The sequence below is a fragment of the Caulobacter sp. DWP3-1-3b2 genome, assembly GCF_049896325.1.
Taxonomy (GTDB): domain Bacteria; phylum Pseudomonadota; class Alphaproteobacteria; order Caulobacterales; family Caulobacteraceae; genus Caulobacter.
This window is the reverse complement of sequence record NZ_JAFCUB010000003.1, coordinates 104,847-119,105: the sequence shown is the minus strand read 5'-3', so window position 1 is coordinate 119,105 and position 14,259 is coordinate 104,847. Positions and strand designations below refer to the sequence as shown.

Genomic DNA, 14,259 nt, shown 5'->3' with positions numbered 1-14,259 from the left:
GCGCTCCGACGGCGCGGATAAGCGTCGCGGCGACGCGCGAGCATTCGGGAGAACAGCCATGGCGGATTTTGGCGGCAGCGAACTGGATGCTTTCCGCGCCGAGACGCGGGCCTGGCTGGAGACCAATTATCCGACGTCGCTGCACGCCCCAATGGGCGAGGACGATGCGCCTTGGGGCGGCCGCAGGTTCCAGTGGAAGAACCCCGACGCCAAGCTTTGGCTGGACCGCATGGCCGAACGTGGCTGGACGGCGCCCATGTGGCCGGCGGAATATGGCGGCGGCGGGCTGTCCAAGGCCCAGAACAAGGTGCTCGAGCAGGAGTTGCGCCGCCTCAAGGCCCGCCCGGCCCTGATGAGTTTCGGCGTCTGGATGCTGGGGCCGGTGCTACTGGAATACGCCACCGAAGAACAAAAGAAGCGCTTCCTGCCGCAGATCGTCCGGGGCGAGTCCCGTTGGTGCCAGGGCTATAGCGAGCCGGGCGCGGGCTCGGACCTCGCGGCCCTGCAGACAAAATGCGAAGCCATTATCGACAAGGATGGGGGCGACCACTGGCTGATCAACGGCCAGAAGGTGTGGACCAGCTACGCCGACCAGGCGGACTGGATCTTTTGTTTGGTGCGCACCGACACCAGCAAGAAGCACGAGGGCATCTCGTTCGTGCTGTTCGACATGACCTCGCCCGGCGTCGAGGCGCGGCCGATCAAGCTGATCAGCGGCAGCTCGCCGTTTTGCGAGACCTTCTTCGACAATGTGAAGGTTCCCAAGGACCAGCTGGTCGGCAAGGTCAATGGCGGCTGGGACATTGCCAAGCGGCTGCTACAGTACGAACGGCAGAACATCAGCGCCTCGGGCTTCGGCGGCGGCGGCGGGCTGGATCTGGTCGAGGCGGCCAAGAAGGAGATCGGCGTCGACGCCCTGGGCCGCCTGGCCGACGGTGACCTGCGGGCCCGCATCGCCCAGCACCGCATGGAGGCCCATGCCTTTATGCTGACGGTGCGCCGCGCCGAGACGGAGTCCAAGACCGGTTCCGGCCCGAGCGCCGCCGTCTCGATCATCAAGTACGCGGCCGCCAAGATGAACCAGGAGCGCACCGAGCTGCTGGTCGAAGCGCTCGGCCTTCAAGGCCTGGGCTGGGAGGGCGAAGGCTTCGAGCGCGACGAGCTCAACGCCCTGCGGGCCATGCTGCGCGCCAAGGGCAACTCGATCGAGGGCGGCACCAGCGAGGTCAATTTGAATGTCGTCGCCAAGCGGGTGCTAGGCTTGCTGGATCACCAGTAGCAACGGCGAAGACCCATGATCGAGTTTTGGTACGAGTTCGGCTCCACCTACAGCTATCCCGCTGCCATGCGGGTCGAGCGCCTGGCCGAACAGGCGGGCGTGACCGTGGAATGGCGGCCGTTCCTGTTGGGGCCGCTTTTCCACGAGCAGCAGGGCCTGACGGACAGTCCGTTCAACACCTTCCCCGTGAAGGGCGACTACATGTGGCGCGACCTGCAGCGGGTCTGCGACATGGAAGGCCTGCCGCTGGTCCGTCCCAGCCAGTTTCCGCGCAACGGGCTGCTGGCCGCGCGGGTGGCGATCTGCGGGCTTGAGGAGGGCTGGACCCCGGCCTTCAGCCGCGCCGTCTACCAGGCCAATTTCGTCGATGACCAGGACATCTCGCAGGCCGAGGTGCTGGCGCCGCTGATCGCCTCGGTCGGCGCGGGTCCTGACGCCGTGCTGGCCGCCGCCAACACAGACCCGATCAAGGCCCGCCTGAAGGACCATGTCCGCCAGGCCCAGGAGCGCGGCCTGTTCGGCGCGCCCAGCTTCGTCACCGCCGACGGCGAGCTCTTCTGGGGCAATGACCGTCTCGAGACCGCCCTCGAATGGGCTGTCCGCCATCAAACCTTGGAGCAAGCCTGACATGGCCGTCCTGACCGAAGAACAGACCATGCTGCGCGACGCCGCCAAAGGCTGGACGCAGGACAGCGCCCCGGTCGGCGCCCTGCGCAAGCTGCGCGACGGCGGCTCCAAGGCCAGCTTCGACCCGGCGACCTGGGCCGAGATGGGCGCCATGGGTTGGGCCGGGGTGATCGTGCCCGAAGAGCATGGCGGCTCGGGCTTCGGCTATCTGGGGCTGGGGCTGATCCTGGAGGAAACCGGCCGAAGTCTGGTGGCCTCGCCTTTGCTCTCCACCGCCATGATCGCCGCCTCGGCCCTGACCCTGGGCGGCTCAGACGCCCAGAAGGCCGCCTGGCTTCCGAAGATCGCTACAGGCGAAGTCATCGCGACCTTGGCCATCGACGAGGGCGCTCACCACGCGCCGCTGAACCTCGGCCTGTCAGGCACGGCCTCCGGCGGCGGCTTCGTCCTCAACGGGATCAAGACCTTCGTGCTGGACGGCGACGCGGCCGACCTGCTGATCGTCGTCGCCCGCACGGCCGGCGCGGCGGGCGACAGCGACGGGATCACCCTTTTCCTTGTCCCGGCCGATGCAGCAGGCGTTACACGAACGCATCTGGCCCTGGTCGATAGCCGCGGCGCGGCGCGGATCACCTTCGACGGGGTGCAGGTCGGCGCGGACGCGGTGCTGGGCGAGGTCGGCGCCGGCTGGGCGATCCTCGAACCAGTCCTCGACCGCGCCTATGCGGGCCTGGCCGCCGAGATGCTGGGCACGGCCACCGCAGCCTTCGAGATCACCCTCGACTACATCAAGACCCGCACCCAGTTCGGCCAGGTCATCGGCGCCTTCCAGGCGCTGCAGCACCGCGCCGCAAAGCTGTTCACCGATCTGGAGACCACGCGCTCCTGCGTCGAGGCCGCCCTGGAAGCCGCCGACGCCCATTCGTTGACAGGGGGGGGTGACACCCGCCTGCTGTCGTCGCTCGCCAAGGCCAAGGCCAGCGAAGTGTTGCACCTGGCGTCCAATGAGATGATCCAGATGCATGGCGGCATCGGCATGACCGACGCCCATGACGCCGGCCTCTACATGAAGCGCGCGCGGGTGGCCGAGGCCCTTTTCGGCGGCCCGTCGTTCCATCGGGATCGTTACGCACGGCTTTCAGGGTTCTAGCCGCAGCCCGCTCGCCCAGGCTAGAGCATTTCCCGACCTGACTGCGTCAGGCCGTGAGCTCTAATCTTTTGTTTTGACGCATTTTTCTTCACGCGAACCGGAAACACTTCGCTCGAAAAATGCTCTAGCCTCGAAGACTACCTCCAGGTCATCGAGGAAGCAGCAAAGTCCATGCGTTGACACGTGAGGCGACAGGGCCAAGCAGGTCGATATCCTCGACCGGCCGGGCCTGGTCGCCCTGACCTGCGAGTGCTACGGGGCGGTGCGGCGGGGATACCAGCGACTGCTGCCGGTGTCTTTCACCTGACCGCTACCGCTTGCGCGTCGGGAACGGCGCATGGGCCAGACGCAACAGATTAGCGGCCCCAGGCGCGCCGAAAGGGGTGCCAGCCACGATCAGCAGGCGTTCGCCCGGACCGACAAGACCCAGATCCACGGCCTTGGCGATGGCGTCGGTGGTGACCACCTCGAGGCTATCGGGCTGGGCGGAGACGCGGGCTTCAACGCCCCAGACCAGGCACATGCGACGCACGGCGTCGATCTGCGGCGACAGGGCCAGCACCGGCTGCAACGGCCGCTCGCGCGCCAGGCGACGGGCCGTGGCTCCGGTGGTGGTGAAAGCCACAAGGCACTTGGTCGAGCCGGACTTGGCGGCTTGGGCGGCGGCGACCACCAGCACGTCGGCGTCCTCGTCGTCATGCGGTTGCTCGGCCTGCATCAGTTCAGGCCAGCGCGGGTCGCGCTCCACCCGCTCGATGATGCGGCTCATCATCGCCACGGACTCTTCTGGATAGTCGCCGGCCGCGCTTTCGGCCGACAGCATCACCGCGTCCGCGCCCTCATAGACGGCGTTGGCGACGTCGGAGGCCTCGGCTCGAGTCGGGGTGGGCGAGCTGGTCATGGATTCCAGCATCTGGGTCGCGACGATCACCGGGATGCCCCGTTCACGCGCCGCGCGCAGGATGATCTTCTGGGCTACCGGCACTTCTTCGGGGGCCATCTCCACGCCGAGGTCGCCACGCGCGACCATCACGCCGTCGCAGAGGTCCATGATCGCGCCGAGGCATTCCAGGGCCTGGGGCTTCTCGATCTTGGCCAGCACGGCGGCGCGGCCTTCGACGATGCGGCGCAACTCGGCCATGTCCTCGGGGGCCTGGACGAATGACAGAGCGATCCAGTCGACGCCAAGACGGAGGGCGAAAGCCAGGTCCTCGCGGTCCTTCGGCGTCAGCGGCGACATCGGTATCACGACGTCCGGCACGGCGACGCCCTTGCGCTCCGACAGCTTGCCGCCGTTGACCACCTTGGTGTTGGCGTAGCCGGGACCAGCGTCGGTGACGGTCATCCGCAACTTGCCGTCATCCAGCAGCAGGGTCGCGCCGGGACGCATGGCCACCAGGATCTCTGGATGCGGCAGGCAGACGCGAGTTTCGTCTCCGGGCGCCGCGTCGCTGTCGAAGCGAAACGCCTGGCCCGCCTTCAGCGAGACCGGGCCCTTGGCGAACTTACCGACACGGAGCTTGGGACCCTGCAGGTCCGCCAATATGCCCAGCGGCCGCCCGACCACCGCTTCGGCCGCGCGGATGGCGTTGTAGGCCGCAGCGTGGTTTTCGTGGCTGCCGTGGCTGAAGTTCAGGCGGAAAACGTCGGCGCCGGCCTTGGCCAGTCTCACAATCATCTCGTGCGAACTACTGGCCGGACCGATGGTGGCGACAATGCGGGAGCGGCGCGCGCGGATCATGAACCTGCTCCGGTGAGGCTGAACAATGCTGCAACGCGGCAACAAATGACGCATTGCGGGAAGTTTTTGCGTCGGGCGAACATCATTCTCGAATTTCGCACCTGACAACGTTGTCTAACGATCCCGTTCCGGATTCGCCATTGCTGACTTAGCGTCAACGTCTCGGGGATTCCATCCATATTACCGGATGGGCGATTTGGACCGCTTAGCGGACGGGACCGGTCGACTCGCGGACCACCAGCTGGAAGTCGAGCAAACGCGAGGGCGGAGCCTCGCCTTCGCCGCGCTTGGATCCCCCCAGCAGCAGGTCGGCGGCGGCCGCAGCCATGGCCTGGATCGGCTGGCGCACGGTGGTGAGTTGCGGCCAGACCACCTTAGCGCCAGGCGTGTCGTCGAAGCCGGCTACGGACAGGGTTTGAGGCACCTCCAGACGTAGGCGATTGGCCACCGCCATGACGCCCAGGGCCATGTCGTCATTGGAGGCGAAGATGGCGGTGGGGCGGTCATCGCCGGCGAGCAGTCGTTCGGCCGCCTCGAAACCGGAGCGGAACGAGAAATAGCCCTGCTCCACATGGTCCCCGCGCACGGCGTGGCCGTGCTCCTTCATCGCCTGGAGGTAGCCCTCGTAGCGCAAATGCGAGGCGCCGTGGTCGGGGTGGCCCTTGATAAAGCCAATGTCGGTGTGGCCGAGAGCGATCAGATGGCCGGTCATCTCATAGGCCGCGCGCACGTCGTCCATGCGCACATGGGCCGAGCGACCCAGGTCCTGGTCGGGTGACAGCCGCACATAGGGCACACCCTCGGCTTCCAGCACATCGAGCACGGCGGTGTTATCGCAGACGGGCGGGGTGAGGATCACGCCGTCCATGCGCAGGGTGTGCAGCATGGGCTCCACCTGGGCGGCGACGTCGCCCTGGGAGTCCAGGGGCTCGACGATCAGGTGGTAGCCCTCCTCCCGGCAGCGGGCGATCGCGCCCAGTTGCACGTCGGTGACATAGGCGGGGCTGGGGTTGTCGAAGAACACGCCGATCAGATAGGCCTTGGACCCTGCCAGGCTCCGTGCCGAGATATTGGGCCGATAATTCAAGGCGGCCACAGCCTCCTGCACCCGCGTGCGGGTGTCGGTCTTGACGTTCGGCTCGCGGTTCAGCACCCGCGACACGGTCTTGATCGAAACGCCCGACAGACGGGCGACCTCGTGGATCGTAACCTTGGAACTCAAGACTGGGCCTCGCGAAGCGTCGGGAAAGCGACAAGCCACGCAATAAGCCATGACAGCCTTGTCAAGGCGAGCCCCCTTTCGCGTGGAAAGCGAGCCGCCGTGCGTTGTTCTAGGTTGGACCCCCTTTAGGAGATCGCCGCCCGGCCATCCGGAGTCATGGCCACGGCTGCGCCGATCAGAGCGGTGTGCGGGTTCATAATCACGTGGGTGGGGATGTCGCGGGTGAAGTGGCTGAGCCGGCCTTTGGCCTCGAACCGTTCGCGGAACTGGCTCTTTTCCAGCAGATCGACGATGCGCGGCGCGATGCCGCCGGCGATGAACACCCCGCCCCGCGCGCCCAGCGCCAGGGCCAGGTCGCCCGCCGAGGAGCCGAGAATGGCGCAGAAGCGATCGATCGTCACCTTGCAGCAGTCGTGGCCGGCGACGCCCTCCTCGGTGATCTGCTTGGCGGTCAACTCATCGACCTTGCGGCCGTCGATCTCGCCTAGGATGACGTGGAGGTCTTCCATGCCGGGACCCGATAGCAGGCGCTCGATCGAGCAGCGGCCAAAGCGCTTGAGCAGTACGCGAAGGACTTCGATCTCGACCTCGTCGGTCGGGGCGAAGGCTATGTGGCCGCCCTCGGTGGTGAGGGGCGTCTCGACGCCGTGCCGGCGCACCATGCCCGCCGCGCCGAATCCGGTGCCGGGGCCTAGGATGGCCAGATCGCCCTCTCCCGAGGTCGGCAGTGAGCCGATCTGGCGTAGATCCTTGGGCGCCAGGCGCGGGGCGGCCAGGGCCTGAGCAGTGAAGTCGTTAATCAGCCTGGCCGAGCGGAAGCCGCCGGCGCGGCGCAGGCTGTCTTCCGACAGCTTCCAGTCGCTGTTGGTGAAGCGCACCGTGCCGTGCTCGATCGGACCGGCCACGGCCACCACCGCCTGGTCGGCGTGCTTGACGCCCATCTTGGCCAGATAGTGCTCGATGGCGTCCTCGGCCGTGCCGTAGTCCTCGCCCTTGTACGAGGTGGGCTCGATCAGCTGGGGATCAGCGCCGTCGAAATCGACCAGGGCGAACCGCGCGTTGGTGCCGCCAATGTCGCCAACAAGGCCCAGTCCGATGGAGTTCAAGCCGCTCATATCCGTCTCTTCCTAAGCAAACAGCACGGAGGCGCCGTGGTCGGACGCGCCGACCCCCGATCGCAACAGGCCGAAGAGTTCCCGCCCATAGCCCGGCTTGGACGCCGGGACGCTCGCCGGCGTACGGGCGCGCAAGGTCGCCTCGTCCACCAGGATTTTAAGGTCGCCCGTGTGGGCGTTGAGAGAAATGACGTCGCCGTCCTGGACATAGGCCAGAGGTCCGCCCTTGGCCGCTTCCGGCGTCAGGTGGATGGCCGCCGGGGTCTTGCCCGAGGCGCCCGACATCCGGCCGTCGGTGACCAGGGCCACCTTGAAGCCGCGGTCCAGCAGCACAGAGATCGACGGCGACAGGTTGTGCAGTTCGGGCATGCCATTGGCCGACGGGCCCTGGAATCGCACCACCACCACCACGTCGCGGTCCAGCTCGCCGCGCTTGAAGGCGGCGATGAAGTCTTCCTGTTCCTGGAACACGGCGGCCGGAGCGGTAATCACCTGGTGCTCGGGCTTGACGGCCGAGATCTTGATCACCCCGCGCCCGAGGTTACCCTGCAGCAAACGCAGGCCGCCTTCGGGGCTGAATGGCTCGGAGGCCGGACGCAGGATGTTGAGGTCCAGCGACTCGTCAGCGCCCTCACGCCAGGTCAGCACGCCATCGACCAGGATCGGCTCCTGGGTGTAGCGCGAGAGGCCCGGGCCAGCGACGGTCAGCACGTCCTCGTGGGCCAAGCCCGCCTTCAGCAGTTCCTTGACCACGAAGTGGATGCCGCCCGCAGCGTGGAACTGGTTCACGTCGGCCGAGCCGTTGGGATAGACCTTGGCCAGCAGCGGCGTGGCCTTGGAGATGTCGTCCATGTCCTCGAGGGTCAGGATGATCCCTGCGGCATGGGCCATGGCGACCAGGTGCAGGGCCAGGTTGGTCGAACCGCCGGTGGCCATCAGGCCGACCACGCCATTGACCACGGCCTTTTCGTCGATCACCCGGCCGATCGGTATCCAGTCATTACCCTTGTGGGTGATGGCTGCGACGCGCTTGGCGGCCTCTTTCACCAGGGCGGTGCGCAGCGGCGTATGCGGATGCACGAAGGCCGAGCCCGGCAGGTGCAGGCCCATCAGCTCCATCAGCATCTGGTTGGTGTTGGCGGTGCCGTAGAAGGTGCAGGTGCCGGGGCCGTGGTAGCTGGCGCTCTCGGCTGCCAGCAGTTCCTCGCGCCCGACCTTGCCCTCGGCATAGAGGGCGCGGATACGGGCCTTTTCCGAATTGGGGAGACCCGAGGTCATCGGTCCGGCCGGCACGAACATCGCTGGCAGGTGGCTGAAGGTCAGGGCGCCGATCATCAGGCCCGGCACGATCTTGTCGCAAACGCCGAGGTACAGCGCCCCGTCGAAGGCGTCGTGGGTCAGGGCGATGCCGGTGGCCATGGCGATCACGTCGCGCGAGAACAGCGAAAGCTCCATGCCCGGCCGGCCCTGGGTGACCCCGTCGCACATGGCCGGCACGCCGCCGGCGAACTGGGCGGTGGCCCCGACCTCGCGCGCGGCCTCCTTGATCAGGGCCGGATATTCCTCCAGCGGTTGGTGGGCCGACAGCATGTCATTATAGGCCGAGACGATGCCGAGGTTGGGGGCGTTCGGGTCGAGGGCGCGGACCTTGTCGACGCCCGGCGAGGCCGCGAAGGCATGGGCCCAGTTGGCGCAGGATAGCTTGGCGCGACCCGGCTGGGCGGCGGCCGCAGCGTCGAGATTGGCCAGATAGGTGGCGCGGCTGCTCCGGCTGCGTGCGATGATCCGGGCGGTGACTTCCGCGATGACGGGGTTCATGGACATGGTACTACTCCGCCCACAGGATACGGACCGGGGCGTGGTCCTGGTTCAAGATGGCGGCGATCGGCAGGCTGGGATCGACCGGCCCTTCAAGCAACATCCGCTTGGCCTCGCCAGTGACCAGCAAGACGATCAACGACGACTGGATCAACGCCTGGAAAGTCAGGCTGATCCGAGGCAGGTCCGGCGCGGGCGCGCCGGGCGGCACGGCGATCACCGTCCGCTCGGACGTGGGATCCAGGCCGGCCTCCAGCACCAGATTGCCCGGGAACAGCGAGGCGAAGTGGCCATCTGGGCCGACGCCTAGCAAAACGGCCCCGAACGGCAAGGCCTGGGCCACGCCCGCCTCGGCCTTTTCAGCCGCCTCATCCTGGGCCAGGTCCGCGAAATATAGCGGCGCGAACGCCGCCTTGGCCGCCTTGTCCACAAGCAGGTGACGACGGACCAGGCCCTCATTGCTGCTGGCGTCCGACGGTGGCACGCAGCGCTCGTCGGTCAGGGTGACGGTGACCTTGTCCCAAGGCGCGGTCAGCTTGGCCAGGCGGTCATAGACTGGGGCCGGCGTCGAGCCGCCGGTGGCGGCGAAGCCCGCCGCGCCGTGCAGGGCGACGGCGTCGGTCAGGGCCGAGACCAGCACCGAGGCGGCGGCGTCATACAGCGCCTCGCGCGACGGGAAGGTTTCGATCTCGGGGAGGGTCACGGCCACCCTACTCGTTCCAGGCCCGGCCTTGCGGCGCGATCAGCGCCGAGGCGCCGTGCGGACCCCAGGTGCCCGCCGCATAGGGCGCCGCCTCGGTGCCGGCCTCAGCCCAGGCAGCCGAGACGCCGTCGACGAACTTCCAGGCCTGCTCGACTTCGTCACGCCGAACGAACAGGGTGCGATCGCCCCGGAACACGTCTAGCAGCAGCTTCTCATAGGCGATCCGGCGGCGGCTGCCGGCCGAACTCATCGCGAGGGACAACGGGAGCGACTGCAGGCGCATGCCCTCTTCCGACAGCCCCGGGCGCTTGGTCATCACGGTCAGCGAGATGTCCTCGTCCGGCTGCAGATCGATGACCAGGCGATTGGCTCGTGTCTCGCCCTGGGCGGCGTTGCTGAAGATGTTGTGCGGCACGGGCTTGAACTGCACGACGATCTGGGTGCGGCGGTCGGGTAGGTTCTTGCCTGTGCGCAGGAAGAACGGCACGCCGGACCAGCGCCAGTTGTCGATATCGACCTTCAGGGCGACAAAGGTCTCCGTCTTCGAGGCTTTGCCGACCTCTTCCAGATAGCCTTTGCGCGCCGTGCCATCGACGACGCCCGCCACATATTGGCCGCGCACGGTGTCATGAGCGACATTGGCCTTGGTAAAGGGGCGAAGGGACCGGAGCACCTTGACCTTCTCGTCGCGCACGGCGTCAGGGTCGAAGCCCGAGGGCGCTTCCATGGCGACAAGGCACAGCAGTTGCAGCAGGTGGTTCTGCACCATATCGCGCAGGGCGCCGTACTCGTCGTAATAGGGCCACCGCTCGCCGACCTTCTCGGTCTCGGCGATGGTGATCTGCACGTGGTCGATGTGCTTGTTGTCCCACAGGGGCTCGAACAGCACGTTGGCGAAGCGCAGGGCGGTCAGGTTCTGGACCGTCTCCTTGCCCAGATAGTGGTCGATGCGGAAAATCTGGCTTTCATCAACGACCACGCCCACCGCGCCGTTGATGGCGCGCGAGCTCTCGAGGTCGCGGCCGATCGGCTTTTCCAGCACCAGGCGGGTTTGCGGACCCGTGAGCTCAGCGGCTTGCAAAGCCTGACAGACCGAGCCGTACAGGCTCGGCGACAGGGCGAAGTAGATCACCAGTTCGCCGTGTTTGCCGATCTTGTCAGCCAGCGCCTTGGCGCCCTCTTCCTTGGTGATGTCGACCGAGATGTAATCCAGGCGCGCGGCGAGACGGCTCCACGCCCCCTCCTCCACGTCGGCGCGCTTGCCGAGTTGCTCGCGCACCAGCGCGCGGTAACCGTCGGCGTCATGATCATGACGCGCCAAACCGATGATTCGCAGATCTTGCGGCAGCAGGCGATCGACTTCGAGGAAATAGAGCGACGGCAACAGCATCCGCAGGGCCAGGTCGCCCGCGCCACCTAGCAGGACCAGCACTTCTCGACCCGCTTCAGCGGTGTTCGTCTCTTCTGCCAATGTTTCCACCCTATGACAACGTTGTCATTACACGCCCCTCGGCGCAATGCAAGAGGCCGCCTGTCAAGCTCCCGACAGGACGGCGCGTGCGGCGCTTAACTAAGGGGTTTGCGCGATCGCCGCCATAAGACCAATCGCTTTTCCACGGCGATGGGGTCTGGGCGGGCGAGGCAGAGGCGAACGCCGCGAAACCAATGGGCAGGCAGGCAATTGGAAATCGCAAATTGCGACGATGAGGGCAGCCAGCCTACCCGGCCGCCTGCGCCCGGAAGCGGTCCTTCATCTTCGCCACCCAGCCGTTGAAGGCCTCGTTGTCGGCGGTGACCCGGCTGAAGTCGTCGCCGGACAGCGCCGCCGGATCAGCGCCCGCCAGGGCGACCCGCAGGCCGTCCGGATTGCGCGCACCGTCGATGAAGCCGCTGTAGTGCTGGCGCAGGCGCCCCAGACCCGCGTCGTCGTCGGCCAGACTAAAGGCCACACCGGCGCGGAGAAGCTTGGCTTCCTCGTTGGTGGTCAGGGTTCCCGGCGTTTTCCAGCGATCGCCCAAGGCGCGTTCGTACATCGCGCCGGCCAAGGGCCAGGTGTGCTGCTTCCAGGCGATCTCGGCGCGGATATCCTCGGCATCGCCGACCTTGTCGCTTTCGATGACTTCCAGCGCCGCGTCGTAGCGGCCCAGACCCATCAAGGCGCGGGCGGTGGCCAGGCGGCGCTCGGCGTTGAGGGCCGGCGGCAAGACCGTGGAGCGCGTGCTGTTGATGGTGTTCAACGCGCTCTCAGGTTTGCGGTCCATCAGGTAAATCCAGGCCAGATCAGTGGCCACCTGGGCTTTGGGCACGCCGTTCAGGCGATTGTCTACCTGGTACTTGAGCAGCTTGGCGGCTTCGTCGAGCAGGTCGACATCGACCAGGCGGCGGACCAAATTGCGGACCATCTGGTCGCCGTCGGCGCCGATCGGGGTCAGGTCCTGGAAGTCGTAGAACAGGCCCACCGCCTGGATCGGCTGCATGCCGTCGGCAAGGCCGTCAAGAAACAGGGCGCGGAAAGCCTGGTTGAGGTCGTTGCGCAACGCTACCGCCTGCGGCAGGTCGGGCAGATTGTTGCCTGCCGAGTGCAGCACCTCCAGGGCTTCGCGATAGCGGCCTTGCCTGATCTGCAATTGGCCCAAGGCCCGGATGGTGTCGAGCTCGGCGCCGTCGCCGCGCCAGCGGAAGCGCAGTTGATCCAGACCCTTCGCCGCGACGTCGGCGCTGATCTGGTTCTTGGCCAGGCGAAGTTGGATGGCGCGCAGGGTGGCGGGCGCGGCCAGACGGTCGATCCCGCACCGGGCGATGGCCTGGAACACCGGCAAGGCGCGGCTGTCGCCCTTGGCCTCGAAGGCCTTGGCCAGGGTTAAACGGAGCTCAAGCTGGTCCTCGACCGGGATGTTGGGCAGCTTCAGGGCCTGGTTGATCAGGCGGATAGCGGTCTCAGGCGCGCCGCCGCCGACGGCCGCCTCGGCCTGGGCGCCGAGGAACCGGGCCTGCCACAGGGCTGGAAACATGTTCAAGGCGCGAGCGCCGTCGACGAACTTGGCGTTGGCGTCAACCCATTGGCCGGACTTGCTGGCGACATAGCCACGCCACAGGGCCGCGGAGGGATCATCGGCCAGGACGGGCGAGGCGAAGTCGGCCTCTGCCTCGGTGTAGCGGCGGGCCATCACCTTGGCCACACCACGCAGGCCGCGGAATTCGGCGTCGCCCATCAGGGTCTGGTGAGCGCGACCAGCGGCATTGAGCACGCCGATCGCTTCGTACGACAGGTTCGAGCCGATGAGGAACCGAGCCAGGGCCATGCGGGGCGCGGTGTCGTCACCCTTGCCCGAACCGTCGCTGGCCGCCGGAATGGCGCTGAGCAGGGCGTCGTAGCGGGCCATGAAGCCGCCCGAGCCGGTCTTGGCCCAGTGTTCGGGGTCGATCAGGGCGGGCATGGCCATGGCCTGGGGCGCTCCGACCATGTTGTCGGACTGTTGACCGCTGGCGGCTGACGACAGGAGCAGACCCTTTGGGCGGCCGATGCGGACGATGTCGCCTTCGGCGCTCATCTGCAGGTCACCGGAATAGCTTTCGACAGCCAAGCCGGTAGCCGATTGCAGCAAGGCCATCTCGACATAGTCGCGGCGCGACGGCAGGCCCTTGGACGGCGCCAGGGCGGTGGCGACGGCGATGTTATCGCCAACGGCCGGGTCGGCCACCCATAGGGTCTTGGTCGTGCCCGCGACATTGGCGGTAAGGGTCGCGGGGGCGGCGTTGTCGTCGCGAGCCACGCGGACCAGGTCGGGCGCATCCTGGACGCCCGCGCCCAAGGCGATCGTCCATCCGCCGCCCACGCCGTCGGCGTAGAACGGCGTCCCTTGCGGGGTGCTGATGCGCAGGGCGGTGTAGTCGGGTCCCTTGAACGCCTGGATGCTGCGGTACTGCGGCGTGCCGGAAGGCAGCTTGCCGATGTCGAGCCGGGCCGGCGTGTCGAACACCACCCACACCGCCTCGCCCCTGCGGAAGACGGCGGCGCCGGCGGGATTGGCCCATTCGAAACTCAGCTGGATCTGACCGCCGGCCTTGGAGAACTTGACCGGCACAACGCCGCCCGCAGGCATCGGGCTGGGGCGGCGCGCGGCGGCCGCGGCGGTCTCGGCCGCCGGCGCCGGCGCATTGGCGGCCTGCTGGCGAGCGAACAGATTGACGAAGTCGTCGCCGTCCGCGTTTCCGGCCCGGAAGTCGGCGTCGTCGCTGAGGGTGATAGCGATCTCGACCACGCCGCCGACGTGGCGGGCCTCGGCCGAGCGCACCCAGCGCGGCGGCGAAACTTTCAGGACGGTGAGGTTGGGATTGGCGTCTCGCCGGAAGCGCAGCACCAAGGTCGCACCTTCGCGATGGGCCTGCATGCCGCGCGAGCCGGGGAACTCCAGTCGCGTGAAGTCGGGCGCTTGGGCGACGCGAACCTCAAGACCCCGCGAAGACGTCGAGGCGGACGCCTCGAGCGGCGGGGGGTTGGGGGCACGACGCGGCGCGGCGGAGATCGACACCGACGGGGTCACGACCCCGAAAATGCAGATCGCCGCAACGCTCGATCTTAGCAATGCCCCCAGCCTCATTCC

10 protein-coding genes are annotated in these 14,259 nt (G+C 67.3%); 3 read left to right on the top strand and 7 right to left on the bottom strand.

What is annotated here, in order from left to right:
* Nucleotides 1-58: 58 nt before the first annotated feature.
* Genes ACP7AG_RS03150 through ACP7AG_RS03140 form a run of 3 tightly spaced genes read left to right on the top strand, consistent with a single transcriptional unit; the run spans nt 59 to nt 3,056 of the window.
* Entirely contained in the window at nt 59-1,279 is a 1,221-nt protein-coding gene (locus ACP7AG_RS03150; protein ID WP_426013618.1) for an acyl-CoA dehydrogenase family protein, read from the top strand.
* 15 nt (nt 1,280-1,294) lie between these two features.
* Nucleotides 1,295-1,906 (top strand): 2-hydroxychromene-2-carboxylate isomerase, encoded by a 612-nt coding sequence (locus tag ACP7AG_RS03145; RefSeq protein WP_426013620.1) that lies wholly within the window; start codon nt 1,295-1,297, stop codon nt 1,904-1,906.
* 1 nt (nt 1,907) lies between these two features.
* Nucleotides 1,908-3,056 carry an acyl-CoA dehydrogenase family protein gene (locus ACP7AG_RS03140; protein WP_426013622.1) on the top strand — a complete coding sequence of 383 codons (1,149 nt, stop codon included), beginning with the start codon at nt 1,908-1,910 and terminating at the stop codon, nt 3,054-3,056.
* 310 nt (nt 3,057-3,366) lie between these two features.
* Here the strand turns inward: ACP7AG_RS03140 and pyk are convergent, their stop codons facing one another.
* The 7 genes from pyk to ACP7AG_RS03105 form a co-directional block, all read right to left on the bottom strand.
* Complete coding sequence (gene pyk / locus ACP7AG_RS03135; protein WP_426029755.1) at nt 3,367-4,797, bottom strand: pyruvate kinase; 1,431 nt, start codon at nt 4,795-4,797, stop codon at nt 3,367-3,369.
* Nucleotides 4,798-5,002: 205 nt separating this feature from the next.
* Entirely contained in the window at nt 5,003-6,019 is a 1,017-nt protein-coding gene (locus tag ACP7AG_RS03130; RefSeq protein ID WP_426013626.1) for a LacI family DNA-binding transcriptional regulator, read from the bottom strand.
* A 125-nt stretch (nt 6,020-6,144) separates the two neighbouring features.
* Complete coding sequence (gene glk / locus ACP7AG_RS03125; RefSeq protein ID WP_426013628.1) at nt 6,145-7,134, bottom strand: glucokinase; 990 nt, start codon at nt 7,132-7,134, stop codon at nt 6,145-6,147.
* A gap of 12 nt (nt 7,135-7,146) precedes the next feature.
* Complete coding sequence (edd, locus tag ACP7AG_RS03120) at nt 7,147-8,958, bottom strand: phosphogluconate dehydratase (protein WP_426013629.1); 1,812 nt, start codon at nt 8,956-8,958, stop codon at nt 7,147-7,149.
* A gap of 4 nt (nt 8,959-8,962) precedes the next feature.
* Nucleotides 8,963-9,655 (bottom strand): 6-phosphogluconolactonase, encoded by a 693-nt coding sequence (gene pgl, locus ACP7AG_RS03115; protein WP_426013803.1) that lies wholly within the window; start codon nt 9,653-9,655, stop codon nt 8,963-8,965.
* A 7-nt stretch (nt 9,656-9,662) separates the two neighbouring features.
* Nucleotides 9,663-11,126 carry a glucose-6-phosphate dehydrogenase gene (gene zwf / locus ACP7AG_RS03110; protein ID WP_426013631.1) on the bottom strand — a complete coding sequence of 488 codons (1,464 nt, stop codon included), beginning with the start codon at nt 11,124-11,126 and terminating at the stop codon, nt 9,663-9,665.
* Nucleotides 11,127-11,373: 247 nt separating this feature from the next.
* Complete coding sequence (locus tag ACP7AG_RS03105) at nt 11,374-14,256, bottom strand: tetratricopeptide repeat protein (RefSeq protein WP_426029754.1); 2,883 nt, start codon at nt 14,254-14,256, stop codon at nt 11,374-11,376.
* Nucleotides 14,257-14,259 lie beyond the last annotated feature (3 nt).

What these genes read in the sequence shown, in the direction of transcription:
- ACP7AG_RS03150 (WP_426013618.1), top strand. Translation starts at nt 59, where the DNA reads ATGGCGGATTTTGGCGGCAGCGAACTGGATGCTTTCCGCGCCGAGACG.
- ACP7AG_RS03145 (WP_426013620.1), top strand. Translation starts at nt 1,295, where the DNA reads ATGATCGAGTTTTGGTACGAGTTCGGCTCCACCTACAGCTATCCCGCT.
- ACP7AG_RS03140 (WP_426013622.1), top strand. Translation starts at nt 1,908, where the DNA reads ATGGCCGTCCTGACCGAAGAACAGACCATGCTGCGCGACGCCGCCAAA.
- pyk (WP_426029755.1), bottom strand. Translation starts at nt 4,797, where the DNA reads ATGATCCGCGCGCGCCGCTCCCGCATTGTCGCCACCATCGGTCCGGCC.
- glk (WP_426013628.1), bottom strand. Translation starts at nt 7,134, where the DNA reads ATGAGCGGCTTGAACTCCATCGGACTGGGCCTTGTTGGCGACATTGGC.
- edd (WP_426013629.1), bottom strand. Translation starts at nt 8,958, where the DNA reads ATGTCCATGAACCCCGTCATCGCGGAAGTCACCGCCCGGATCATCGCA.
- ACP7AG_RS03105 (WP_426029754.1), bottom strand. Translation starts at nt 14,256, where the DNA reads ATGAGGCTGGGGGCATTGCTAAGATCGAGCGTTGCGGCGATCTGCATT.